26 protein-coding genes, 1 pseudogene and 1 riboswitch are annotated in these 24,030 nt (G+C 63.2%); of the genes and pseudogenes, 15 read left to right on the top strand and 12 right to left on the bottom strand.

The window, feature by feature from the left end:
- Positions 1-543: 543 nt before the first annotated feature.
- Complete coding sequence (locus E5720_RS09570; RefSeq protein ID WP_136170474.1) at positions 544-1,845, bottom strand: hypothetical protein; 1,302 nt, start codon at positions 1,843-1,845, stop codon at positions 544-546.
- A gap of 94 nt (positions 1,846-1,939) precedes the next feature.
- Here E5720_RS09570 and E5720_RS09575 point away from each other — a divergent pair.
- Together E5720_RS09575 and E5720_RS09580 are read left to right on the top strand one after the other, a co-directional pair.
- A pseudogene (locus E5720_RS09575) lies at positions 1,940-2,491 on the top strand (Mu transposase C-terminal domain-containing protein); the annotation flags it as partial.
- A 241-nt stretch (positions 2,492-2,732) separates the two neighbouring features.
- Positions 2,733-3,263 carry a GNAT family N-acetyltransferase gene (locus E5720_RS09580; protein ID WP_136170476.1) on the top strand — a complete coding sequence of 177 codons (531 nt, stop codon included), beginning with the start codon at positions 2,733-2,735 and terminating at the stop codon, positions 3,261-3,263.
- Between the two features lie 190 nt (positions 3,264-3,453).
- Here E5720_RS09580 and E5720_RS09585 read toward each other — a convergent pair whose 3' ends face one another.
- Both E5720_RS09585 and E5720_RS09590 read right to left on the bottom strand, forming a co-directional pair.
- Positions 3,454-4,038 carry a hypothetical protein gene (locus E5720_RS09585; protein ID WP_136170477.1) on the bottom strand — a complete coding sequence of 195 codons (585 nt, stop codon included), beginning with the start codon at positions 4,036-4,038 and terminating at the stop codon, positions 3,454-3,456.
- A gap of 281 nt (positions 4,039-4,319) precedes the next feature.
- Entirely contained in the window at positions 4,320-5,156 is an 837-nt protein-coding gene (locus E5720_RS09590; RefSeq protein WP_136170478.1) for an HAD family hydrolase, read from the bottom strand.
- Positions 5,157-5,300: 144 nt separating this feature from the next.
- Between E5720_RS09590 and E5720_RS09595 the strand changes: the two genes are divergently transcribed.
- Together E5720_RS09595 and E5720_RS09600 are read left to right on the top strand one after the other, a co-directional pair.
- Positions 5,301-6,044 (top strand): CPBP family intramembrane glutamic endopeptidase, encoded by a 744-nt coding sequence (locus tag E5720_RS09595; RefSeq protein WP_136170479.1) that lies wholly within the window; start codon positions 5,301-5,303, stop codon positions 6,042-6,044.
- 109 nt (positions 6,045-6,153) lie between these two features.
- Entirely contained in the window at positions 6,154-6,660 is a 507-nt protein-coding gene (locus E5720_RS09600) for a nuclear transport factor 2 family protein (protein ID WP_136170480.1), read from the top strand.
- Positions 6,661-6,754: 94 nt separating this feature from the next.
- On the opposite strand, the gene E5720_RS09605 is transcribed toward E5720_RS09600, so the two are convergent.
- On the bottom strand, positions 6,755-7,507 hold the full coding sequence (locus E5720_RS09605; protein WP_136170481.1) for a lysophospholipid acyltransferase family protein: 753 nt from the start codon (positions 7,505-7,507) through the stop codon (positions 6,755-6,757).
- A 63-nt stretch (positions 7,508-7,570) separates the two neighbouring features.
- Between E5720_RS09605 and E5720_RS09610 the strand changes: the two genes are divergently transcribed.
- Together E5720_RS09610 and E5720_RS09615 are read left to right on the top strand one after the other, a co-directional pair.
- A complete protein-coding gene (locus E5720_RS09610) occupies positions 7,571-8,410 on the top strand; it encodes a hypothetical protein (protein ID WP_136170482.1) in 840 nt (279 codons plus the stop codon).
- A gap of 169 nt (positions 8,411-8,579) precedes the next feature.
- The gene (locus tag E5720_RS09615; RefSeq protein WP_136170483.1) at positions 8,580-9,008 is read left to right on the top strand and encodes a hypothetical protein; all 429 of its coding nucleotides are present in this window, start codon (positions 8,580-8,582) and stop codon (positions 9,006-9,008) included.
- A 55-nt stretch (positions 9,009-9,063) separates the two neighbouring features.
- Here the strand turns inward: E5720_RS09615 and E5720_RS09620 are convergent, their stop codons facing one another.
- Complete coding sequence (locus E5720_RS09620) at positions 9,064-10,980, bottom strand: amino acid transporter (protein ID WP_136172555.1); 1,917 nt, start codon at positions 10,978-10,980, stop codon at positions 9,064-9,066.
- A 52-nt stretch (positions 10,981-11,032) separates the two neighbouring features.
- Between E5720_RS09620 and E5720_RS09625 the strand changes: the two genes are divergently transcribed.
- Positions 11,033-12,283: an NAD(P)/FAD-dependent oxidoreductase gene (locus E5720_RS09625; RefSeq protein WP_136170484.1), complete on the top strand. Its 1,251-nt coding sequence runs from the start codon at positions 11,033-11,035 to the stop codon at positions 12,281-12,283.
- Positions 12,284-12,290: 7 nt separating this feature from the next.
- Here the strand turns inward: E5720_RS09625 and serS are convergent, their stop codons facing one another.
- Both serS and E5720_RS09635 read right to left on the bottom strand, forming a co-directional pair.
- Positions 12,291-13,544 (bottom strand): serine--tRNA ligase, encoded by a 1,254-nt coding sequence (serS, locus tag E5720_RS09630; RefSeq protein ID WP_136170485.1) that lies wholly within the window; start codon positions 13,542-13,544, stop codon positions 12,291-12,293.
- A 10-nt stretch (positions 13,545-13,554) separates the two neighbouring features.
- Positions 13,555-13,950, bottom strand: coding sequence for an ankyrin repeat domain-containing protein (locus E5720_RS09635; RefSeq protein ID WP_136170486.1), 396 nt, complete (start codon positions 13,948-13,950; stop codon positions 13,555-13,557).
- 33 nt (positions 13,951-13,983) lie between these two features.
- Between E5720_RS09635 and E5720_RS09640 the strand changes: the two genes are divergently transcribed.
- Both E5720_RS09640 and E5720_RS09645 read left to right on the top strand, forming a co-directional pair.
- On the top strand, positions 13,984-15,075 hold the full coding sequence (locus tag E5720_RS09640; RefSeq protein ID WP_136170487.1) for a septum formation family protein: 1,092 nt from the start codon (positions 13,984-13,986) through the stop codon (positions 15,073-15,075).
- Positions 15,076-15,088: 13 nt separating this feature from the next.
- Positions 15,089-15,421: a metallopeptidase family protein gene (locus tag E5720_RS09645; RefSeq protein ID WP_136170488.1), complete on the top strand. Its 333-nt coding sequence runs from the start codon at positions 15,089-15,091 to the stop codon at positions 15,419-15,421.
- 124 nt (positions 15,422-15,545) lie between these two features.
- Here the strand turns inward: E5720_RS09645 and E5720_RS09650 are convergent, their stop codons facing one another.
- Positions 15,546-16,304: a CbtA family protein gene (locus tag E5720_RS09650; RefSeq protein ID WP_136172556.1), complete on the bottom strand. Its 759-nt coding sequence runs from the start codon at positions 16,302-16,304 to the stop codon at positions 15,546-15,548.
- 26 nt (positions 16,305-16,330) lie between these two features.
- Positions 16,331-16,525, bottom strand: a complete 195-nt coding sequence (locus E5720_RS09655; RefSeq protein WP_084348167.1) for a CbtB-domain containing protein — start codon at positions 16,523-16,525, stop codon at positions 16,331-16,333.
- Positions 16,526-16,556: 31 nt separating this feature from the next.
- Positions 16,557-16,695, bottom strand: a riboswitch (cobalamin riboswitch).
- Between the two features lie 55 nt (positions 16,696-16,750).
- Here E5720_RS09655 and E5720_RS09660 point away from each other — a divergent pair.
- The 4 genes from E5720_RS09660 to E5720_RS09675 all read left to right on the top strand — a co-directional run bounded on the left by E5720_RS09660 (position 16,751) and on the right by E5720_RS09675 (position 19,845).
- Positions 16,751-17,317 carry a histidine phosphatase family protein gene (locus tag E5720_RS09660; protein WP_136170489.1) on the top strand — a complete coding sequence of 189 codons (567 nt, stop codon included), beginning with the start codon at positions 16,751-16,753 and terminating at the stop codon, positions 17,315-17,317.
- Positions 17,318-17,409: 92 nt separating this feature from the next.
- Entirely contained in the window at positions 17,410-17,712 is a 303-nt protein-coding gene (locus E5720_RS09665) for a PE domain-containing protein (RefSeq protein ID WP_136170490.1), read from the top strand.
- A 55-nt stretch (positions 17,713-17,767) separates the two neighbouring features.
- Positions 17,768-19,033, top strand: a complete 1,266-nt coding sequence (locus E5720_RS09670; protein ID WP_247596246.1) for a PPE domain-containing protein — start codon at positions 17,768-17,770, stop codon at positions 19,031-19,033.
- Positions 19,018-19,845 carry an ESX secretion-associated protein EspG gene (locus E5720_RS09675; protein WP_247596247.1) on the top strand — a complete coding sequence of 276 codons (828 nt, stop codon included), beginning with the start codon at positions 19,018-19,020 and terminating at the stop codon, positions 19,843-19,845. Before E5720_RS09670 ends, E5720_RS09675 begins: the two co-directional genes overlap by 16 nt.
- Positions 19,846-19,854: 9 nt before the next feature.
- Here the strand turns inward: E5720_RS09675 and E5720_RS09680 are convergent, their stop codons facing one another.
- From E5720_RS09680 to E5720_RS09690, 3 genes are read right to left on the bottom strand one after another with little or no spacing between them, the layout of a single operon-like run.
- The gene (locus tag E5720_RS09680) at positions 19,855-20,520 is read right to left on the bottom strand and encodes a histidine phosphatase family protein (RefSeq protein WP_136170491.1); all 666 of its coding nucleotides are present in this window, start codon (positions 20,518-20,520) and stop codon (positions 19,855-19,857) included.
- Entirely contained in the window at positions 20,517-21,446 is a 930-nt protein-coding gene (pheA, locus tag E5720_RS09685) for a prephenate dehydratase (protein ID WP_136170492.1), read from the bottom strand. The genes E5720_RS09680 and pheA overlap by 4 nt, the downstream gene beginning before the upstream one ends.
- 40 nt (positions 21,447-21,486) lie before the next feature.
- Positions 21,487-22,194, bottom strand: coding sequence for a hypothetical protein (locus E5720_RS09690; protein ID WP_136170493.1), 708 nt, complete (start codon positions 22,192-22,194; stop codon positions 21,487-21,489).
- A 106-nt stretch (positions 22,195-22,300) separates the two neighbouring features.
- Here E5720_RS09690 and E5720_RS09695 point away from each other — a divergent pair, with 106 nt between their 5' ends.
- Entirely contained in the window at positions 22,301-23,068 is a 768-nt protein-coding gene (locus tag E5720_RS09695; protein WP_136170494.1) for a DUF2470 domain-containing protein, read from the top strand.
- A gap of 33 nt (positions 23,069-23,101) precedes the next feature.
- Positions 23,102-23,905, top strand: a complete 804-nt coding sequence (locus E5720_RS09700) for a CPBP family intramembrane glutamic endopeptidase (protein WP_247596302.1) — start codon at positions 23,102-23,104, stop codon at positions 23,903-23,905.
- Positions 23,906-24,030: the final 125 nt, after the last annotated feature.

Genomic DNA, 24,030 nt, shown 5'->3' on the forward strand with positions numbered 1-24,030 from the left:
GGGGTTTGATCTGTTGAACGGACTACGGGGCGACATGCGCAGTACGTCACCACGTATGAACCTCCGGATCGGTCGACATCACCTCGAACAGGAGGGGTGATGTACAGGTGTTCAACGATGTGGAGCGAGATATCGGATCGATCAGGTTGCCACGATATGGCCGCGTCGATCAGGCGGAGGGCCTGGTGCTCTGGCTTGTGCTCGATGAGAGCGGGCTCCCGGTGGAGCCGATTCGGCGATAACCACACCGACTCTGTCGCACTAGACAAGTCAATCCCATCACTCGCAAGCGATACCCCGATGATCGCTACGCGGCGCGGACCAGCCGACACTCGAATGCGGTCGAGCCGTGCTGCATTCGAACCACGATCGGGCTCCGCTGTCCCTGGTCATCGGCAACGGGGCCCGAGCACCAGCGGAAAATCCCGCTCCTCCACGTACTCGTAGATTTACCAGTACATAGTCATGAGTCAAAACTGTCCCGCGAAAACGTCTTTGTGCACTTGGGCCGAGGTACGTGCGCCTCAGCCGCACCACTGGAAGTCACGTCCACACATATCCGAACCGCCCGGGCTCCTTCTTGCACAGACGCTCGAGACCGCCCGCCTCCATGATGTCGAGGTTGATCCACTCCATCAGCGTCGGCGCACCCTGCCACAACCGCGGCCGACCGTCACGATCGAAGACGGACATCAACCGCGCACACACGCCGTTCATCCCTCGAATGCGGAACGTCAGAATCGACGTCGTGGTAGGGAACCAGCCGTCGATCTCGATGCCGAGCAAACCTGCGGCTCTGTTCTCCGCCAGCAATCGGATGCGTTGGTGCTCGGTCCACTCGTCCGGCTCGCCGAGTTCAAGCGGCGCATTCACGGGAATCTGAGGGAGAGAATCGAATTCGACTTCTTCCATCGACACCGGGCCCGACCCGGTAGCGCCGACGAACGTGCCGGTCATCGTCGAGATCCACAATTCGCCGAGCTCCGGTACCACCGCCAGGCCGATCGGAAACCCAGGAGCACCAGCCCACCGCTCGGGACGCGTCAGGCCGCGGTCGAGGCAGAAGTAGGTGAAATGCGGCCGCGCTATGTCGGACTGCGTCGCAAACCCCGAATCACCCAGTCTATGAACCAGTCTGGACGATCGCATCACCATCCAGACACCTGAGGCCGTCGCCCAGGGCGGAAACTCCGACGTCAGCGGCAGCGAAAATGCCGGCGTCAGTTCCGTGTCGAGCACCTGCCCGAACGAGGCACCCTTGCCGACGGCGATCTGCGTTCCCACGTCGACCACGGTGTCCAACCCTCGCCAGGGACGAATCTCCCAAGCCGTGCCGAGCGCAAGGGTTCCGTCGAGTCCGACGTGTGCGCACCAGGATCCGCGTTGAACTCCCGGCTCGTAGCGTCCGGTGCGCATCAGTATCACGAACCCGTGGCCTGACGGGTAGATCGTCCGCACCTCGGCCGGAAGTCCGACAGTCGCAAACACACCGCCCATCGTGCGCAGGGTGAGCTCGTCGACACCGGTTACCGACGTCGCCAATACGCCGTTCATCAGAGCTGATCCTGATATCCGGGTGGACTGGACCGTGGTGACAATGCCCGCGTGGTCGCAGTGGACGATGCCGTCGACGCCGACGATCCAGCAGCCCAAACCGTCGGCATGCAACCACCGCGGGGTGTGGCCGACGATGCCGGAACCATAGGAGCCACCGGGGATGACGTACGTCGCGGTGGCTCCGTCTCGGGTGCGGTGCAGTAGGACGGGCTTTCCGACGTCGAGAAGCCAGAGATCAGAGCCGTGGCCGGCTAAAGGACCGGGCCGGAATACGCGCGAGCTGGTCATGCGCCTTTCGGCGAGTCGGATGCCATGGCTCATTCTTACCAGACCTGAACCAGCGAAGCCCCCGTAGCACTTCGCAGTCCGGTGGGTATTCGATTGCGAGCAGCACGGCATCGACCTCGGTTACCGACCACTCGCTCGACCGCATTACTGCGGGATCGTCGAGCGCATCCTCGGCACCGTCATGACCCAGGTTCACGAACTCCACGGCACTGCGTTCTCGAACCCAACGGAACGGGGCAGCTACGACTCAAGGGGCATGGCTGGACTGACGTTACAAGAATTGGAACGCTGGCTGACCCTGGCGATCGCGGCCTATCACGCGGACGTGCACACCGGAATCCGCCGGAGCACCGCTGCGCAGTGGACCAGCAGCAACGACGCCGACGATGCTCTGTCAACGTCGACAGTGGTGGACGAGACCGCATTCCTGGTGGATTTCCTTCCCGTCGTACGGCGCCGCCTGACTCGGGCGGGGTTCGCCATCGACCACATCCAGTACTTCTCGAACGCTCTGAAACCGTGGACCACTCGACGAGAAAAGTTGGGCCAGTTCGTTATCCGACGCGATCCACGAGATCTGAGCAAAGTGTGGGTCCTGGACCCTGACAGCGGCAGCGGGTATGTCGAGGTGCCGTACCGTTCTGTGTAGATCTCTCCGGTAGCTAGCGTGATCGACCCGTGCGAGCGTGACGTTGTTGTACAGAGCCGATCACTTCAATCCCGTTTTTTGCATAGGATTTCAATCTTGAACTGCCACGTCTCATATATGGAACGAGACTCTCTGGCGATCGCGAGAGGTGAGTGAAGTCATCAACTTCCGACGGGATGTGGATGTCTTCTAAACTCACATTACTGGTCCAGGAGATGGACGTGGCATCGTTGACTGTATGGAGCTGAAGACCGACCGGTTGACTCTCAGGTCATACCGTTCGACCGATGCGGGTGCTTTGCTGCGGTACTACAGCGACCCGGAGGTCTGCAAGTACTTGTGTCATGGTCCGTGGGATGAGGTGCAGGCTCGAAACAAGGTCGAACAACGTTGCAGAAGAACGAGTCTCGATGATGGCGGTGTGAATCTCGTCGTCGAGGCCGACAGGGTTGTAATCGGCAACGTCGCAGTCTGGTTTGCTGCTGGCAAAGAGCAGACGTTGGAGTTGGGGTGGGTGTTTGCTCCTGATGCGCGCGGCCGCGGGTACGCCACCGAGGCGGTGCAGACACTGCTCGACGACGTCGTGTTTGCCGTGCCGGAGGTGCATCGGGTGATCGCCGAAATGGATGGGCGAAATACCGCCTCCGCTGCGCTTGCCGAACGGCTCGGCATGCGCCGGGAGGCTCACTTCGTTGCAGACTGGCGCTGCGAGGATCAGTGGACGAACACAGTGGTGTACGCCATGTTGAGGCAGACCGTTCGATTGTGACTTGCTTCAGCAATGCGAACGCGACGCGCAGTGACACCGGTAACAAATGGTGGAGTAATGCAGTCCACTTCTGACATCGTGCAGTCGCCTTCTGAAACTGACACCGGGGGATGTGCAGTATCCGAAGCGTGCAGTATTCCCTGACAGCCCCGCCCTCGGATGGGTTTCGGCGTCGGCGGTTGCATGGGCTCTAGTCGATGTACCAGGGTTGCGGACGGCTGGGATCGTCTTCGGTGACATCAATGATGGTGTTGTCGAGAAGTTCTCCGATTGCATTGGAGCTCGCGCCAATGGTGGCGAAGTGGGAATCGACGTCGTTGGCGATACACCAAGCCTGGTCGGCGGGCCAGAGGAATGCTGGAATCGGCAAGTTGTCGGGGCTGGTGTGATCGCGCGAGTCGACCCATGTCGAGAGATCGTCGGCGGTACCGTTGAACAAGACTGCTTCACGGTTGATGAACGGGACTTGCACCGGTCCGACGAGTTCGAGTCCGCCCCATCCTTCCCAGATGGCGAAGTAGCAGTTGTCGGGTGTGGTGGTGTGGTTGGCGAGGTGCGAAACTCCGATGGAGAGTTGTGTGATCTCTGCCAGGAAGTGCCTGCTCGTGTCAGATTCCTGTGCGCGTTGGCTTGAGTGGGTCGGGTCGGGGATGAAGCGCAGGCGCGCGTACGCCTCAAATCCGAGCGGTCCGCGCACGGCTAGGTCCGACCAGTCGCGGTCCGCGGTGAGTAGCCACTGAGCCGGCGAAGCATCGGTGCACGGTCGAACTGTCATCCGGCCATGGTTTCACAACGCGGGAGCAGTGTTGAAAAGTGAACCTGCGTGCCCATCTGCACTCAATTCGACCCAATGTTGCATCTACTGCAGATCAATCCCGATTTGACCGGCGGATCTGCAGTAGTCGAAACGTAAGCCATCGAACGCACATCGGCCGCCCATCTACGCATCGGCGAGGACACGTGAACAGCGGCTACCGATTGCGGCTATCGCAGAGGAGCCAAAGATTTCGTCGAGCCTGCGACCGATTATGGCTGTGCCTAATTCGTCCGGAGAAGTCACCACCAGCGTTCGAGAACCACCGCCACCCCGTCGTCCACGTTGCTCACCGTCACTTCGTCGGCTGCAGCGAGGACGGCGGGGTGCGCGTTTGCCATGGCTACGCCTCGGCCTACCATCTTCAGCATCGGGATGTCGTTGGGCATATCGCCGAACGCAGCAATGTCTTTCGCCGCCACCGACAGTCGCTCGGCGATCATGGCGACACCGGATGCCTTGGTCACACCGGGTGCCGACAGTTCGATCAGCCCGTTGTCGGTGGAGAACGTGATATCCGCCCGGCCGTCGATCAGCGGTTCGAGAGCGGCAACCATGTCCCCGCTCGACGCGCTGGACAATCTGATGAGCAATTTCACGGCCGGCACTTCCAACACCTCGGTGTCGGAAGTTTCCGTGTTGTCGGGATTGAGCCACGCGTGCTCGTAACCGGGTGAACTGACGAACTGCGGCGTCGCAGCGTCGTGTGCCGATTTACCGGTCCGCTCGGCCGCCAACCCGCAACCGGGCAACACCGAGTACGCGACGTCGGCAAGCCACTGCAGCGTCTCGGCCGACAGCGTCTGGGTGTCGAGAATCCGATCGGTGCCACTGTCGTAGATCACCGCGCCGTTGGCGCATACACACATCGGTGCATAACCGAGTTGCTCGACGACGGGTGAGATCCATCGCGGCGGTCGCCCGGTCGAGAGGATGAACGGGGTCCCCTCCCCGACCATGGTCAGAACCGCTCGTCGAGTGCGCTCGCTGACCCGCTCGTGGGCGTCGAGAAGGGTGCCGTCTACGTCGCTGGCGACGAGACGGGGCTGGGTCCGAGAGGTATCAGGCATCGTCGCCATTGTGCCCTAGTAGCCGCGGACGGCGGCTGGTGCGCTCACCAGGGAGTCCGTCGGGAGGCAGGCCACCCGGCCGAGGTGAGGATTCGGTCACACCACCCGCCTTGACGCCTCGGCACCGAACAGGTTTTCCGTACACTAGGTGAGATGCTCATGACCCAGGCCGACGCGAAGACCTCTCGCCGACGTGGATTCAACGCGTACCTCGATGTTGCCGTCGTTGTTCTGGTGCTGGTCGGTACCAACCTGATCGCCCACTTCACCACCGTGTGGGCCAGCATCGCGACGGTCCCCATCGCGGCCGTCATCCTCGTTGCACTCACCCGACGCCGCGGACTCGGCTGGGCCGAACTGGGCCTGTCACCGAAGCAATGGAAGACCGGTTCGATCTACGCGCTCGGTGCCGTCGGACTCGTCGTCACCGTCGTTGCGATCGGAGCTCTGCTGCCGATGACCAGGCCGTTCTTCATGGCGGATCGGTACGCCACCATCTCGGCCGCGCTCGTCGCGTCGATGATCGTCATCCCGTTGCAAACGGTCATCCCCGAGGAGCTGGCCTTCCGCGGCGTCCTGCACGGCACGCTCGGACGCATTTATGGTGCCCGTGGCGTCTTCGCCGCCGGCTCACTGCTCTTCGGCCTGTGGCATATCGCGTCGTCACTCGGATTGACCGCGGGCAATGCGGGGCTGAGCAATTTTCTCGGCGGCGGGGTGTTCGGTCAGATCGCAGGCATCGTGGCGGCGGTCATCGCGACAGCCGCAGCCGGCTTCGTCTTCACCTGGCTGCGACGTCGCAGTGGCAGCCTGATCGCCCCGATCGCGTTGCACTGGTCACTCAACGGCGTCGGCGCGCTCGCCGCTGCGTTGGTGTGGCACGCATCGATGTCCTGAAAGCAGCGATGTCCTGAAAGCAGCGAACTACAGCCCCTCTAGGCGCACGTATCCCATCCAGCGGAAATCCAACTCGACCGCACCCCAGAGCCTGGCAACGTGGACCGGTATGACGATCAACGCGAGCGACGCACTCGACCGACTTCTGGCGATCGAGGAGATCCAGCAGCTCTTCGCAGCCCGCCTGCGGTGCATGGACAACAAGGAATGGGACCGCTACGCGGGCTTCCACACCGACGACGTAGTCAGCGACTCATGGGCCAGTCCCGACGCTGCCCCGCAGACCGGCACCTCCGAAACCGGCAAACAGGTCACCGGCTCGCAGGCGCTGGCGAACGCAATTCGGAGCACTCTCGACGGCACGGTGACGGTCACCAGCGTGCACCACGGCCACACCCCGGAGATCACGTTGACTTCGCCGACGACCGCCACGGGAATCTGGGCGATGGAGGACAAACTCTGGTGGACCAACACTGCCACCGGCATGACCGAGCACCTTCATGGATACGGCCACTACCACGAGGAATACCGTCTGGAGGACGGTCGGTGGCTGATCAGCTACCGGAATCTGACTCGCCTGCGCGTCGACTCGACCCCAGGTTTCCACGACCGCTAGGGCCGAAAGACGGCGCCTGACGTCACCTGTGCGCGTGTGCGCGTGTGCGCGTGTGCGCGATGAGCGCACACGCCGCAGGAGGCGTGCTCAGGCTCTACTTGGACTTCTTCGCTTCCCGCGCAGCATTTCTCGCTGCAAGATCCTCGGCATCGAGCTTGTCTGCCTGCTCCAATGTGGGCGCACTACCGCCGAGGCGAGCGGGAACCCAATACGCGCCAGGCTCGTGGTCGTAATCTTCTTGCAGAGCCAGCAGCATTTCCTGCATCACCGAATGGAGCTTCGCGGTGAGCTCACTCGGTGGACCGACCGGCTCGATCGGCTTGCCGACCGCAATGGAGATGGGCGTATTGGTGCGTCCCAGTCGCTTCGGGAAGCCCTTGGTCCAGACGCGCTGCGCACCCCAAATGACCGTCGGAATGATCGGCACGCCGGCCTCGATCGCCATCCTCGCCGCCCCGGACTTGAATTCTTTGATCTCGAAGCTGCGACTGATGGTGGCCTCCGGGTAGACCCCGACGAGCTCGCCCTTGCGGAGATCCGCGACGGCAGCCTGGTACGAATCCGCACCGGCCCCGCGGTCCACTGCAATGTGCTTCAGCGATCGCATGATCGGACCAGAGATCTTGTTGTCGAACACTTCCTTCTTGGCCATGAAGCGGATGTAACGCTTCACTGTGCGCGGCGGCAGGCCGGCATAGGTGAAGTCAAGGTATCCGGTGTGGTTGACGGCGATGACCGCGCCACCGGTGGCAGGGATGTTCTCCTCACCCACAACCTTGAATTTCAGGCCTTCCAGCGCGAAGACCACACGAGCGATGCCGATGACAGATCGATAGACGGGTTCCACAGTCGGCTAGCGTAGTCGCTGGAAGACCCAGGGGAGAAGAAGCAGTCGGAAGGTCAGCTGTAGATGAGTTCGCGTAGAGGCATAGTTTTCGCAAGTGTGGGACTGTTCGGGGCAGTTCTCACGCTCACCGCATGTGGGGGTGACGGCCAGCAGGGCATTCCCACCGAAACCCGCTCGGCAACGGCTACGGCCACGCCGCCCGCCACCACCACCACCACACCGCCGACTGCGATCACGCCGCCACCGGTGGGTCCGGCCGTCGGCGAAATTCCGACGAACCCCGAGGCAGCCGGAGCCTTACGGGCATTCCTCACCGACCTCGACGCCGGCGGCGTCCCCGCGGTAACGGCGAAGTGCTGGACAGTTCCGCCGACCGAAATCCCCACTCGATACAGCGACGTCGCGGCAATCCTCGACACGGCCGAAGCCCCGGGCGTCGACGGGCAGTATGCGGTCACCTGGAGCAGCCCCACCATCACGCTCAGCGTCGAGCGCAGCGAAATAGCGTCGGGATACGCGTGTCCAGCGGTATCTCCGACAGGATCACCAGGGCCGTACAGCGATACCGAAGCCGAATACACCGTCGAGCGATACCTCGGCCGCTTCACTGGCACCCCGGTGAACCCCGCGGACCTCGAGGGCAACTACCCGCTCGTATGTGACAACCAGGTCGTCTGGGACCCCCAGGGCACCGGAGCGCCGACAGTGCCGCCGCTGGCGAACAATCCCGGCCGGCTCACCGGATCGGCGTCCTACAACCCCGAGAGCGTCTATGTGGCAGCACGCGACGGCGTCTACACCACGGTCTACGCCGACGTCACCGACGTGTCCGGTATCGAACAGAACCGGATCTTCACCCTGACGATCGGGTCCGACGGTTACTGCATCGGTGACGTCGTGTGAGGGTGCTGCCGTCCACCCGTCAGCCCGCCAGCCCACCCACCCACCAGCCCGTCCACCCACCAGCCCGCCCACCAGCCCGCTTGAATGGTCCATTCATACGATCAGTTAGCTTCAGAGCGCCGTTCATGCGGTCGGGTGCACGCATATCTGCGCGACGGGGAGGAAATCTGTGACAACTCTGGGCATCGACACCAAGGTTCTGCTGCTGCTCTCGGGTCTGATTCTGCTCTGGGCGTTGGCGCTGGGGGTCTGGAAATTCAGACAGATGGCGACATCGCCGACGGCCCTGGCGCACCCGTACGTCGACATCGCGCATCGTGCGGCACTGATGTACTCGTTCGCGACGCTCGTCCTCGCCGCACTCACCGAATTCAGCTCGTTCCCGACGGCAGTGAACCTCACGGCCGGCCTCGTCGCCGTCTTCTTCTTCGTCGCGGCCATCGGAAGCTACATGGTGCACGGATTTTTGAAGGACACCGACAATCAGTTCGAACATCCGGTCCGCGGGACGCACGCATTCATGTGGGCGCTGATCGGTGGCGAAATCGGCGGCACGGCCGTTCTGCTTACCGGTTTCGTTGTGGGACAGTTCTTCTGACCGCTTCAATGGTCCATTCATACGATCAGATAACTTCAAAGCTCCATTCGAGCGATCACCCCACATGCACGTTCGGACGACGCTCGATATCCGGCTCGGCCCGCCGGAGAACCTCGCGCGTCACAGGTGCCACTTCCCCGACGCCGAGGAAAAGGAAGCTCACCAAGTTTGCCAGCGGATTCCCCTCGGACCACTCGAAGTACGCATCCGGCTTCACACCCGTAGTGTCGCGAATCTTCAACAGCACCGCGGCAATCGAGTTCGGCACCGCCACCGCGTCGACCCACAGCACACGAAATTGCCCACGCTGGCGGCCGTGGACCAGCAGATCCGTCGAGAATTCGGACGCATCTTCGACGTTCGCCTCCAGAAACATAATCGGATCTGCCGACGGGATGCTGCTCTCCTTACGCTGGCGAGCTTCCTTGGCTTCGTACTCATCGAGATCGAGGTGACGAGAGTCGTGGCAAACCACCTGAATGCTTCCCCGCGCGGCCGCCTCTTCGATGAACCGGAGCGCTACTTCGTCGAACACGACTGAAGTGGTGCGCAATTCAAATGATCTCGACACCCGGGACCAGAAGGACACGACGAGAATCGTCACGATGAAGAAGGACGCCACTTTCACACCATCGGGACGTTCGAAGATGTTCGCGACCGTGGTGTAGACAAAAATTGTTGCGACGATCGCGAACAGCCACACCCGTCCTCGCTGACCGTGCCGGGCGGCAGAAAGCGTCACGGCTACCGATGCAGAGGTAATGAGCACCAGGACGCCCGTCGCGTACGCTGCGCTCTGCGCATCTACGTTCGCCTTGAAGTAGATCGTGACGACAAAAGCGATCACCGAAAACACCAGTACCAGTGGCCGAATCGCGCGTGCCCACTCGGGCGCCATGCCGTACTTCGGGAGATAGCGGGGCACGAGATTGAGTAGTCCCGCCAATGCCGATGCGCCCGCGAACCACAGGATTGCAATGGTACTGACGTCGTAGATCGTACCGAATGCACTACCGAGATATTCGTGCGCCAGGAACGCCAGCGCGCGACCGTTGGCCTGACCACCGCTGTCGAATTCATTCTCCGGAATGAGAACGGTGGTGACGATACTCGACGTCAGCAGAAATCCGCTCATGATCAGTGCGGCGCTGGTCAGTAGTCGTTTGGCACCGCGAATGCGGCCGGCCAGTTCATCCTTGTCACCTCCGTCGATCTGCGGCATCACCGCGACACCGGTCTCGAAACCGGACAGGCCGAGCGCCAGTTTCGGGAACACGATGAGTGCGACGGCGATCATCATCAGGGGATTGCCGTGCTCGGCCGTCATCGCGTGCTGCCAGTCGGTGATGAGCGAGGGCGCCTTTGCGATCTCGTAGAATCCCATTCCGATCACTACGATGTTCAAGGCCAGATACGTTCCGACCAGAACGACCGCAATTCCCATTGCCTCGGTAAATCCCTTGAGGAACACTGCTGCGAGAAGCGCGAGAAGCGCCAACGTGATGAGCACGTGAGCGCTACCCAAATTTGTTGGAGCAAAGGGATTTTCGATGACATGTGCCGATGCGTCAGCCGCAGAAAGCGTCATTGTGATCAAAAAGTCGGTGGCCGCGAATCCCAGCAGCACCAGGACGAACAGCTTTCCGCTCCACTTCGGCATCAGCCTTTCCAGCATGGCGATCGATCCCTCACCGTTCGGGCTCTCACGAGCGACACGGCGGTAGACCGGAAGGGCGCCGAACAACGTCAGAAGAATGAGGACGACAGTGGCCAGGGGTGCCAACGTGCCGGCAGCCAATGCCGCGATACCCGGTTGGTAACCCAGCGTCGAGAAGTAATCCACACCCGTCAGACACATCACCTTCCACCACGGATGTGTGTGAGCCACCGTGGTGGGCTTCCGGTAGGGACCTAGGTGCCCTGACGGTTGTTCGGTGATGTCACTCAGAAGCCATGCCCGCAAGCGCACCATGCGCAGAGCGTAAACCCGCCCGATACCCGCCGACGCAACTACTGTGGAACCCATGACACACGTGGTGGTCGCTGGTGCCGGCCTGGGTGGAATTGCCTGCGCACACGAACTGGCGCACAAAGGTGTTTCCGTCACCATCGTCGACCGCAACGATTACCACCAATTCCAACCGTTGCTCTATCAGGTTGCGACGGCGCAGTTGCCTGCCGCCGACGTCGCACGACCGCTCGCAACGATCTTCGAAGGCTTCGAGAACGTCCGAGTGGTTCAGGCAGAGATCAGCACCCTGGATTTTGCCTCACTGTCACTCACCGCCGCAGGCGAAAAGATCTCGGGCGACTATCTCGTCGTCGCAGCTGGAGCGCGCGCCAACTTCTTCGGAACGCCCGGCGCAGAGGAATTTTCGTTCCCGCTGTACTCCGTCGCCGACGCCGAGAAGCTTCGTCACCACGTCAGCGAGGTGCTGCGCGGTGAACACGATCCACTCGACGTCGTCATCGTCGGAGGCGGACCGACCGGCGTCGAGACCGCGGGCGCCTTCGCCGAACTGTTCACGGCTCTGCGCAAGATGAATCATCCAGGCGGTCGCGGGGAGGCCTGGCTCGTCAACCACGGGCCTGCGTTGCTGGCACCGTTCAGTGAACGCTCGCATGTCTACGCACACGACAAGCTGGTCGAACACGGCGCGAAAGTTCGACTCGGGGTCGGCGTCACCGCAGTCGATGCCGATGGCGTCGTGCTCAGTGACTCCACCCGCATCGACTCACGGACCGTCATCTGGGCCGGCGGCGAATCCGCGGCACCAGTGGCCGCGACCGGCGACGCGAAGCCCGGTCCCGGCGGACGACTCGACGTGCTGGCCGATCTCACCGTCCCGAGGTTCGACAATGTCTACGCCGTCGGCGACGTGGCGAACATTCCGAATGTAGACGGAAGGACATTGCCCCAGTTGGGTTCGGTCGCTCAGCAAGCAGGGACTTGGGCGGCCCACAACATCGAGCTGACTATCGCGGGAAAGCATCGGAAGGTCTTCCAGTACAAGGACAAGGGCATCATGGCGATGATCGGCCGCGGGGCCGCTGTCGCAGAGGTCGGCGCGCACCGACATCAGGTGGAGGGGCCACTCGCATTCGCGGCGTGGCTCGGCGTCCATGCCGCACTACTGAGCGGCGCGCACAGCAAAGTCGACGCTTTCCTGTCCTGGGCGTGGGACTACTTCGACAGCGATCACGCCGCGATCGTCGAGTGCCACGGCAATCCGAAGCGGATCGCCTGGGCCGACGACGTGAAGCCGACCATCTGACACGTCTCTAGCGCAGAACATCCGTTCCGACGAACGGCACCAAAGCTTCCGGCACCCGAACGGTCCCGTCGGCCTGCTGGTGATTCTCGAGGATCGCCACGATCCACCGCGTCGTGGCCAATGTTCCGTTCAGCGTCGCAGCAATCTGCGGCTTGCCGTTGTCGTCGCGGTACCGAACACCCAGGCGTCGGGCCTGGAAGGTCGTGCAGTTCGACGTCGAGGTCAGCTCGCGGTAGGCATTCTGCGTCGGCACCCAAGCCTCGCAGTCGAACTTGCGCGCCGCCGAGGACCCGAGATCGCCACCGGCGACGTCGATGATTCGGTACGGAAGCTCCACTGCTGCAAGCATTTCGCGCTCGAACTCGAGAAGCTTGCGATGCTCGGCCGCTGCATCCTCGGGCTTGATGTAGGAAAACATCTCGATCTTGTCGAACTGGTGGACGCGGATGATCCCGCGAGTGTCCTTGCCGTACGAACCCGCTTCGCGACGAAAGCACGTCGACCAGCCCGCATAGCGCTTCGGGCCTTCGGACAGGTCGAGGATCTCGCCTGCGTGATAGCCGGCCAGCGCGACTTCCGACGTGCCGACGAGATACAGATCGTCGGCTTCGAGTCGGTAGATTTCATCGGCGTGCGCTCCCAGGAATCCGGTTCCCGCCATGATCTCCGGCCGCACCACCACCGGCGGGATCATCATGGTGAACCCGTTCTTGACGGCCTTCTGCGCCGCCAGTTGCAACATCCCCTGCTGCAGCAGCGCACCGTACCCGGTCATGAAGTAGAACCGCGAACCCGACACCTTCGCGCCGCGTTCCATGTCGATCAGCTTCAGCGACTCACCAAGCTCGAGGTGGTCCTTCGGCTCGAAGTCGAACGTCGGGATCTCACCGACGGTTTCCATCAACACGAAGTCGTCTTCGCCGCCGGCCGGAGCTCCCTCTTCGACGACGTTCGACAACGCGCGTTGCGCGCTGTCCACCGCAGCATCTGCCTCGTTCTGGCGCGCCTCAGCAGCCTTGACCTTCGCCGCCAGTTCGGACGACCCTGCCAACAACGCAGGACGCTCCTCCGCTGACGCCTTCCCGACGCGTTTGCCGAGGGCCTTCTGCTCGGCGCGGAGCTGATCGCCGGCAAGCACTGCGGCCCGTCGGGACGCATCGGCGCCGAGGAGCACGTCGACTAGCGCGGGATCTTCCCCACGGGTGTGCTGTGAGGCACGGACGACATCGGGATTCTCACGAAGAAACTTCAGGTCGATCACGAGGAAAACCTTACTTGCCGAGCAAGACCAGGTAGTCCTCGCGTCCGAACATGCGCGCCGCGTCGATCGCCGACGGATGACCACCGTGCGGATCCGCTCCGCCCTCGACCAGCTCCCGCACCACCTCGTCCTCCCCCTTGAAGACCGCGCCTGCGAGCGGCGTCTGGCCCTTCTCGTTCGGCCGATTCACATCTGCACCCTGGCCGACCAGCATGCGAACAGTGCGCGGGTGACCGTGATAGGCCGCCAGCATGACCAGGGTGTCCCCCGCCTCGTTGTTGAGGTCGACCGGCACTCCGGCGTCCAGATATATCTTCAACGACTCGGCATCACCGTCGCGGGCCATCGTGAACAGTCGGCCCGCAAGCTCGGCGATGTCAGCACTGGTCTCCTCGGGGTCTGTCATAGGAACCGAAGATACTCGGGCATGATGGAGTTGATGTCCACCAGCGATCCGGTTCGGCCGGGGAAACCCACAACGACACGCAACCCGCGCACAGTATCGGCGCACGGTGCGCGTCGAGGACTCGCCTTCGTCGCTGTGGGGGCCGTCGCGGCTGCTGCGATCACGCTCTCCGTGTCCGGTGGCTTCTCGCAACCGGAGAAGATCGCCACCCACTCGGCCGCCGGGCCTGCGACGTCGGGTGCCGTCACGGCCAAGACGTTCGGTTCGGCCGATCCAGGCACGTGCCTGCAGTGGACGCCTACCGACGACCCCGAAACCGACCGACAGGACCTCACCGAAGTCTCCTGCGCCGACCCACATCGATTCGAAGTAGCAGCCGACGTCGATCTGAGTGCCTACCCCGGGCTCGAGTTCGCTCCGAACTCGGTCTACCCGGGAGCGCAACGGTTCGGACAGCTACGCGACGAGCATTGCGTCGATGCCGTCGACGACTATTTGGGTGCCAAGTTCGATCCGAGCGGCAAGTTCAGTGTCGGCCTGATGTTCCCCAGCCAAGCAGGATGGGCATCGGGCGAACGAACATTGCGGTGTGGAATCCAGAAGTCCACGAACACGGGAATTCCGCAGGAGATGACCGGCTCGGTGCTCGACCTGGATCAGTCGAACGTGTGGGAGCCCGGCACCTGCATCGGCATCCTGCAGAACGTGCCCGCCGATCCGGTCGACTGCAGCGCGCCCCACGCCTTCGAGGTGGTCTCCGTCGCAGACCTGAGCCAACAGTTTCCGAACGGAATTCCCAACGAGGCCGACCAGGACGCCTACCTCACGACTGTCTGCACCGACGCCGTGAACGCATACCTCGGCTCCCCAACCTCCCTGCGGGACAAGACGCTGACGCTGTTCTGGGACAACATCGACGTGACCAGTTGGCTGGCTGGTAGCCGTCAGGTCAGCTGTTCGATAGGAAGTGAGCTCGACACGGGCGGGTTCGCGACGATCGTCGGATCGGCACAGGGCGACATCCTCATCAACGGTCAACCGCCGGTACCGCCGCCGTCGGCCCCGGACGGTCGGGCACTTCCGACGCCGCTGCCCGGTGCCGCCCCGATCACGTCGGGAGGATGACATTCCTACCGACATGAGCCGCGCCGACTTCGAAAACGCTGTCGGCGACGCCCTCGACACGCTTCCGCCGGACATCACCGACCGCATGGACAACGTCGTCATTCTCGTCGAGGAAGAGCACCCCACCGAGAACATCCTCGGCCTGTACGAGGGGGTCGCGCTCACCGACCGCTACGAGTACAGCGGGCATCTACCGGACGTGATCACCATCTACCGTCGTCCGATTCTGGATATGGTCGACGACCCCGAGACCGCTCGACGAGAGATCGCGATCACCGTCGCCCACGAGGTAGGGCACCATTTCGGCATCGACGACGAGCGCTTGCACGAACTGGGTTTCGGGTAGTTCCCCGCCGCTTGAATGGTCGATTTCAAGACATCTGATCGTATGAATGGACCATTCAAGCGGGCTGGGGTGGGCCCGAACCAACTGGGCGCTGAAGCGGGCTGGGGTGCGCTGAACTCGAGAGCTACGCCGTAATCGACTCGCGCGCCTTGCCGACAGCCCGATCGGTGAAGAATGCGAATGCCAACCCGAGCGCGATCCACAGCGTCGCCTGCGTCGCCAGCGAAGACAGTCGGAACTCCCACAGCAGTGTGGCCGGGAAGTCCGCGCCGACCTCGTTGATCGTGGGCAGCAGTACATATCCCAGGCCTACCACGACGAGGAACGCCGCCAGCGGAGCCGCGATCCGAACGGCAAGCGAACTGTGCGACGCCACCGTTTTCGCGACGTAGATTCCGATTGCTACCGCCAACAACCCGAGAACAACAGAAGCGAGCCACAGCCAGGTGCGCTGATTGATGGTGTCCGGGTCGCCCACAGCAGGTGGATTGGCCGGATATTTGAAGAACGGGACAGCTTCGATTGCCACCCAGCCGAGCGCGCCGACAGCGAGGGCAAGTGTGGACCCGGACAGCGAGGTGAACCGCCGAGCGTAGTGCAGCACCGTCGCGAAGATGGCACCGAGCGCGAGCCCTGCCAGCCCGGTTGCGAGGAACAGCCCCGCACGTTGGCCGTCACGGCTTACGAGTGCATCTTCTTCGTCGTGCGAGTGTGCGCCCGGAGTTACTTCGGCGTGCTCGGCTGCACCTGCCGCCTCTTCGATGGCGATGGCCGAATTTACGTGAGGCTCACCGATGACGAACGCGATGGTGCCCGCGAGCAGACCTGCGATGAGACCCGCCAGGAGTCCGCGGACGAGCAACTGAAGATAGGTCCCCTGCAAGGTGGTCACACGCGGGGACGTCGCGGTCAGTGACACGGGAGACCCAGCAGGTGGCGTCCGTCGTGCATCAGTTCGTGCATGTACATTCCACTACGTGAAATGGCGCCCTGGTCGAAACCGACCAGGTAGAGCACGACGAATGCGAGGAGCACCACCGCCGCGACGACGACTGCGAGGGCAGCCGACTCCGTGGCGTTGCTGGGATTGTGAACGATGGCCATGATGGAATGCCTCCTGGGATTATGCGTCCCTTTCGAACCGAAGCGATGTGTCAGTTTTCTGGCTCTCGGAACCGCTGAGGTCCGATCACAGTGGCGCAACCGCTCCGGATTCACACCGGAATTGCCTGTACACATCGCGCTTACCCGCGAACTCTGGCACCGATATCAGCCCGGTGTCAATCGGAACCAGGGTGCGATGAGCCCATGGGTGGAGAGGAGTGCTCGATGCCGTCGACAGTGACGCGGCTCTCGCTGGTCAGCCATGGCACGACCGAGGCAATGCGCCGTGCCAGGTTTCATTCGGACGAACCGGTCGATTCGGGCGGGCTGAAGCGGCTGGAGGAACTCACGTTCGACTCGGACGCCGAGATGACGATGATCGCCCCGGAGCGGCGAACTCGACAGACTGCGGCGGTCCTCGGCGTAAAGGGAGCCATCGTCGCCGACCTCGCCGACCTCGATTTCGGCGAATGGACCGGCCGAACGATGGATGACCTCGACGAGTCCGAGCTGCTGGGGTGGCTCACCGACACTTCCACCGTCCCACCATGTGGTGAATCGATCGACGCACTGTTCGACCGCGTCGGGCAATGGATGAACAGGGTGGCGACCGAGCGTCGTCGGCTGCTGGCGGTCACGCATCCTGCTGTCGTCCGCGCCGTCGTCGTCACAGCACTCGACGCGCCGTCGTCCTCGTTCTGGCGGGTGGACATCCCACCCGCGACGGTGACGAATCTGAACTTCCGAGGTGGGCGATGGACCCTTCGGTCTGCGGCAGAAAAAATCACCTGAGCTTTTTTACGCGGAGTGGAACCGATTGCCCAGTGCCGTCGTCAAAGTTCTACGAGAGCGAAATTTTCGCTGCGTGACGAAGGAGTGGGGTTATGCCCGGAAATGTGCGCGTCGACCCGGTTGCCCTCGAGGCCGCCGCCGCCGAGTTGGATGCCCTCGCAGCTCGGCTCCAGGCGAGTCTGACTGCCGCATCGCTACCCATTCAAGTCACACCCTCCGGCAGCGAGGAAGTCTCACTCCTCGCCAATCGCTACTTCGTTCGCGCTGCGGGTTCGTTCACTCCCGCTGCCACCGACGCCATCGGCGAACTGATCGAGGCTGCTGCCGCACTGCGGGCACAGGCGTCCGCGTACCGAGATGTCGACTTCGAACACGGTCGGGCACTGACAATCTGAAGAGCTGACTATCCACAAGCACTGACGGGGCTGAGTAAATGACGGGGGAGATGTTGTGACACTGGGCGTAACGGGGGTCGTGTGGCTACCACGCACTGCAACAGTAAATTCAGGGGCGTTGCTGCTGGGAACCGGTCCGGCCCCGCTGATCGGTGCCGCGAGCGCGTGGGGGTCGGTTGCGGCCGCCTATACCGACGCATCGATCACAGTTGGTCGGGTCATGGCTGTCCTCGCGGCCGGCTGGGAAGGTGAGGCGGCCAATGCGGCCCAAGCTCGCTTCGGCGGATTTTTGGCGTGGACGCAGGGTGCGGCAACGCGTGCCACCGAGATCAGCGGACACGCTCTCGCCGAGGCTGCGGCCTATACGACTGCGGTCGCTGCGATGCCGAATCCGGTCGCGATAGCTGCTGTGAAATCCGCCAAAGTTGCCGCGTACAGCTCTGGTGGCGCACTGAACGGCAGCGCCGAAGCACTCGAAGTTGCAGACCAGTCACTAGACGTTCAGGCTGCGATCGTCATGGACGCCTATGAAGCTGCGACGACGCCGCTGGCCATGACGGTCTCGTTCGATCGGCCGCCCGAGATCGTCAACGACACGTCCGGTGGCACCTCCGGGCCCGACGGCAGTATCGCCAAGGGCACCTCCTACGAGGAAACGAAAGCCTTCGGGTTCAGCGCTCACACCTCACCCGCTCAGGCGGTCATCGCCGCAGCTACAGCAGCAGTTCAGAATCCTGCGTTGGTGGCTGCCGCGGGGCAGGTGGCCGGCTCTGCGGGTTCGATCGCCGGCTCCAGCGTCACCACCGTTGCTTCCGCGGCCACCAACGTCGGCGGATCCGCGGTGTCGACGTTCATGAACTCACAGAACCCTTCGCAGGGCTCGGCGGGATCACCGCTCGCGGGTGCAGGCAGAGCCGATGCTGGAGCACCGGGTTCGGCGGCAACGCGAGCAATGTCCTTCGGGTCCATCGGTTCCACCGGGTCAGCGGGCACCGGCGGGGTCGGCTTCGGCCGGGTGTCGGGCGGTCTCGGTAGCACCGCGTTCGGGGCTCCCAACGGACCGGGGGGCGCGTCCTCGGTGGCAGGCAGTGAGCGCGTTCTTGCAGGCGCCAACGGCTCGGGTGTGTTCGGAGCGGGCGCGAACGATGCTGCAGCCACGGCCCGTGGTGCCGGTGGGCCGGCATCGACGGCCGGGGCTCAGGGTGACGAAGACGAAGAGCACCGGACGCCTGGTTATCTGAAGCAATTCGAGCACTTCGGTGACGGCCGCACCGTCGCACCGTCGGTCATCGGCGCGGAACCGACATGGAACGACCGTTGATCGACTTGGGGACTCGACCTCTCGGCCACACCGTTCCCTCCGCCGAACTCGACGCCGATCAGATGGACTACCTCGTCGAGGCCCTCGGAATCGTCGAGCTACCGGTAGTGCTGGACGTGTTCCCGCGGTTCGATGGGGCTGCCGAGCGAGCGGCGGCACTTCGACGTGGGTACGACGGTCTCGATCACGACGGATTGTTGCCCAACGGGCGCGTTCATCCCGACCTCGAGATGTGGTTGCGTATTCTGGATCGACCGCGGTGGTTCATCGCTGCGCGACTGATCAACAGACCCTTCACCAACGATTCTTCGATGACCCGGATCGCTTTGGCGTCCAACGAGAGCGGTTCGGTTCTCGCAGTAGCTTCGGGTGGATGGCTCCGCATACGCGCTTCGGTCGGGGCTCCGGCGCAGGAACTGCTCGATGCACTCGGCGTGAAAAGACCGTTCGAGTTTCACGGAATCGCCGCGGAGACAGATCTTCTGGCGGAGGCGCTCGACGGCGCACCGACCGATCGCGTCGCCACTGCTGCGAGACTCTCCTACATCGGAATCGAGGACTCGGCAGCTGCCGACGTCGCCGCAGCCATGAGCACATGCTCAGCCCACGCCGAGATCACCTCGGTCACAGTCGGTTCCGGAATTCGGACCGTCGGACAGAATCCGGTGGCGTTCTTCGACACTCGGCGTGGCCGGATCGTGGCGACGTCGAGCATGGCAGCGGACGGCCGACAGTGGACGTCGTTGTCGCCTGGTTCGGATGGACGCGTGCGATCTGCGATCGAGGAGCTCATCACGGGCGCGGCCGGTTGATCAGCGCGGTCAACTGATCGGATCGTCGAGTGTGCGGCTGCCTTTGCCTTGAAATGGCAGAACGAAGCTCCCCCAGCGGACGCATGCCCAGCCGCCGCCGGCAAGTGGTGCAAGCTCGACGGTCCCGGTGTTGTCGAGGTGGTTGTCTGCGGCGAATGCGCCGTCCACACCGCCCAATACGCCACCGACCAGTCTGATGGCAGCACCGTGCCCGACCACCACCACATCTCGTGGATCATCCTCGAACAGGTATTGCTCGCGTAGTTGCTCGAGGACCGGCACGTACCGGTCGAGAACGCTGCGACCGGTCTCGCCTCCCGGCACCTGGGCGTCGAGATCACCGCGGTGCCAAGCGCCGTAAACGGCGGTGAATCCGTCGTGCGCTTCCTTGTCGGTGCGGTCTTCCCAATCGCCTGCGGAGGCTTCTTGCAGGCCATCACGCTCGACCATCATCGAGGACGTCGCCAGCGCTATGTGTTCGGCGGTTTGCCGTGCGCGCAGCGCAACGGAGGACACGAGCACCGAGGGCGGTCTACCGGCTATGGATTGCCCGTATTTCCGCGCCTGCTCATGACCGAAATCAGTGAGGGCGGCCCCGGGCGGCCGCGTGTCCAACCTTTTGGCTACGTTGCCGAACGTCTGGCCATGTCGGACGAGGATCAGCTTGCCCGTCATCTGTCCCCTTTTCCGGCGCGCAATCCCGCCAACCACTCGATCTCCTTGTCCAACGACGGGGGCGTCCGTCCGGTTCCCGTGGCGACAGGCCAAGATCCAAGGTATCGAAGTTCCATCTTGCGATGCAACGCTCCGAGAGCTTCGGACACGGCTGGATCATCGATGTGTCCGACGCAATCGACGTAGAACCGGTAGGTCCCGAATTCGGTTCGGGTGGGCCGTGATTCGATTCTGGTGAGGTCGATGTCGCGGATCCCGAACTCGGACAGTGCACCGAGCAGAGCGCCGGGCTGATTGTCCGGCATCAACACCACCGCGGTGCGATCCGCCCCGGTGGGGGCGAGCGCAGGCCGCGGGGCTCCGACGAGGACGAACCGCGTGCGCGCATTGGCAACGTCGGCGACACCGTGGGCCAATGCCGGAAGTCCGAGGCGTTCACCCGCGAGAGTCGTCGACACTGCGGCATCTGCAAACCCTGCAGCGACGTCCTCGGCGGCGCCTGCGTTGGAGGAGGCGAACTGCACCTCCACGCCCGGCAGGTTCACCTCGAGCCATTGCCGAATCTGGTTTGCAGCAATGGGATAGGCGCGGATCGTTCGAACCTCGGCCAGCGTCATGCCGGGGGCACCGAGGATCGAGAAGGCTACCTCGATCTCGGTCTCGGCGAGAATCTGCAGTCGCGTTCCGACGGCGAGGGCGTCCAGAGTCGGCGGAACCGACCCCTCGACCGAGCTCTCGATCGGCACGACGGCTGCCACCACGTCGCCGTCGCGAACTGCCTGCAACGTCGCCGGAGGGCTCGACAGCGGGACTCTCTCGACGTCCCCGGTGAGGCCGAGTTCGTCGAGAACGCCGAGTGAAATGAATTGACCGAGGGCCATCTCGGTGAATGTTCCCGATGGACCGAAATACGCGATTGCAGGCACGATCCGAGGTTACTGGGTCCACAGAAACGCGTCAGACCAATCAGTCTGCAAGAAGGCCGGCTGCGAGAAGGACTGCGTGCGCGTCGACCGCGTCGTCCACTTCGATGCCGAGCAATACCGTTCTCACTGCTTCAGCCGCCTCCGGGCGTAGCGCGATCAGAGCACCGATGTCCGGTTCGGCCAGCGCTCGCAGGATGTCGTCGCCCCGAAGTGCAGCGACGGTGGCCGCGAGAATAGCGAGTATTTCTTCGCCCGATCGCGCGCGAGCGGAGAATCCGACTTCGGCGTGCGCGACCACCGCGAGGACATCGGCGATCCGACGCGGAGATTCCCATGCTCCGAACCCAGGAGTGCGATGCGCTTCGACGATCGCCGTCACCGTTTCCATGACGTCGCCCTCGGTCAGATCAGGAAATATCACCAGCGGCGACGGTAGCCGCAGTGACGTGGCTTCCGCGAGCGTGTCCTCGCGCACGTTCACGTGGTACCTGACCACCTCGTACGAGGCTTGTCGATTATTCCGAAGATCGTCCGGATCGATGTCGAGTTCGACGACGATCCGACCGAAGTTCTGCTCGGTTCGCACCGAAGCCAGGACCGACGCGTCGATGACCGGGGGGCCGGTGGTGACGGCGTCGGGACAGCTCGCGGCTTCAGCGGCGGTGCGGCATCGCTGAAGAAGTAGCCCGGCGACGAGCGCCTGCGGATCGGGCCGGTGGGGCGCACCCAAGGTGAGTGGAATGGACACCGTTACACGGTAGACCGGGGAAATTCGCGCCGAATACTTGCGATCAAGGCAAGCGTCAACTAACTTAGGTTTGCCTCACCTACCAGATACCGCATCGGGGGAACTCATGATCGGCGCCACCACCACCGGACCGTCTACCGCTGAACGAGTCCGCAGCGCCTGCGCGCGTGCGGAAGGTGCAAGGCTGGCGATCGAGGGAAGCGAATCTGTCGTCACCCTGCTTCATCACTTGCGCTCGAACGGCGAAGTCATAGTTGCGGTGCCGGAGGATTCGGAAGTAGCGACCCTCGCTCGACAACCCTCGCGCGACGGGGTACTCGCGGTCCTCGAACTGACCGATCATGCACCGCTGGAGCTGCGCGAATCTGTCCGATCACTGGTGTGGCTACGCGGGGAGCTTCGACCCGTGCCCGCCTCGCTCATGCGGGCGATGGCAGGCGCCGTAGCTGCCGAGCATCCCCACCCGGCGTTGCTCGACATCGGCCACGGAACAATCCTTCTCCGCCTCATCCTCTCGTCATCGGTGGTCGCCGACAGCACCGGCGCCGAACCCGTCGACGTCGACGACCTCCTCGCCGCCGAGCCCGACCCCTTCTGGGAGATGGAGACGAGCTGGCTGCAACACCTCGAGATCGACCATCCCGAGCTCATCGATCAGCTGGCCAGAAAACTGCCGCCATCGCTCCGTCGGGGCCGCCTCCGGCCGCTGGGGATCGATCGATACGGGATCAGCTTGCGCATCGAGAGCGACCACGGCGACAACGACGTTCGGTTGCCTTTCGCCCAGCCCGTCGATGACAGCATGGCGTTGAGCCGTGCCCTCCGTGTACTCGCCGGATGCCCGTTTCTGAACGGACTGCGAGCTCGCAGCTGAGAACACCGACCGACAGGGCACACTCATTACGTGATCGCCCTCAAAGGCTGGCTGTCGCCACCCACGCCTGACACCGGCCCACCACCGGACCCGACCGAGCGACGAGCAATCAAGATCGAGATTGCAATCGTTCTGCTGGTCACGTTCGGGCTCAGCGGGCTGAGCAGCATCCTCTCGCTCGTCGAGAGCGCGATGGTCGCGGGCAGCTTGTCGGAACAGACCGTCGCGTTGAACACCTCGAGTTCGAGCCTCGGGATAATCGATCTGCTCTACCAGCTTCTACGTATCCTCCGGCTCTGCGCCTGGGGCGCCCTCGGGATGTATCTCCTGTGGCGCGCGGGTCTGGGGCCTCGTCTTATCGGCCTTGCGAAACCGAGGTGGAAAAGGGATGCCTTACCCGGGCTGGGTCTGGCCGCGCTGATCGGCATCCCCGGACTGCTGCTCTATCTCGTCGCCAACGCCCTCGGGCTCAATCTCACTGTCGTGCCGAGCACGATCGACGATCACTGGTGGCGAATCCCAGCTCTCGTCGCATACGCATTCGCCAACTCTGCCGCCGAAGAAATCATCGTGGTCGCGTATCTGATCTCCCGGCTCCGACGCCTCGGATTCAGCGAGAATTCCTCACTGCTCGCATCGGCGCTGCTACGCGGGTCCTATCACCTCTACCAGGGCCTCGGCGGCGGCATCGGCAACCTGGCCATGGGCCTCGTCTTCGGAAGGTACTGGCAGAAGACCAGCCGACTATGGCCACTACTGATCGCACATGCGCTCATCGACATCGTTGCTTTCGTCGGTTACACCGCCTTGCGTGGCCATCTCTCATGGCTGCCGTAGGTAGAGTCGATCCGTGAACGACGACCAGCGGAACAGAGGGAACCCTCGACAGGGTCCCCCTCCCGGCCACCGGCCGCCTCCCGGTTATCGGCCACCACCCCCGAACCGGCGCTCCCCACCCCCAC

This window comes from Rhodococcus sp. PAMC28707, from assembly GCF_004795915.1.
Taxonomy (GTDB): Bacteria; Actinomycetota; Actinomycetes; order Mycobacteriales; family Mycobacteriaceae; genus Rhodococcoides.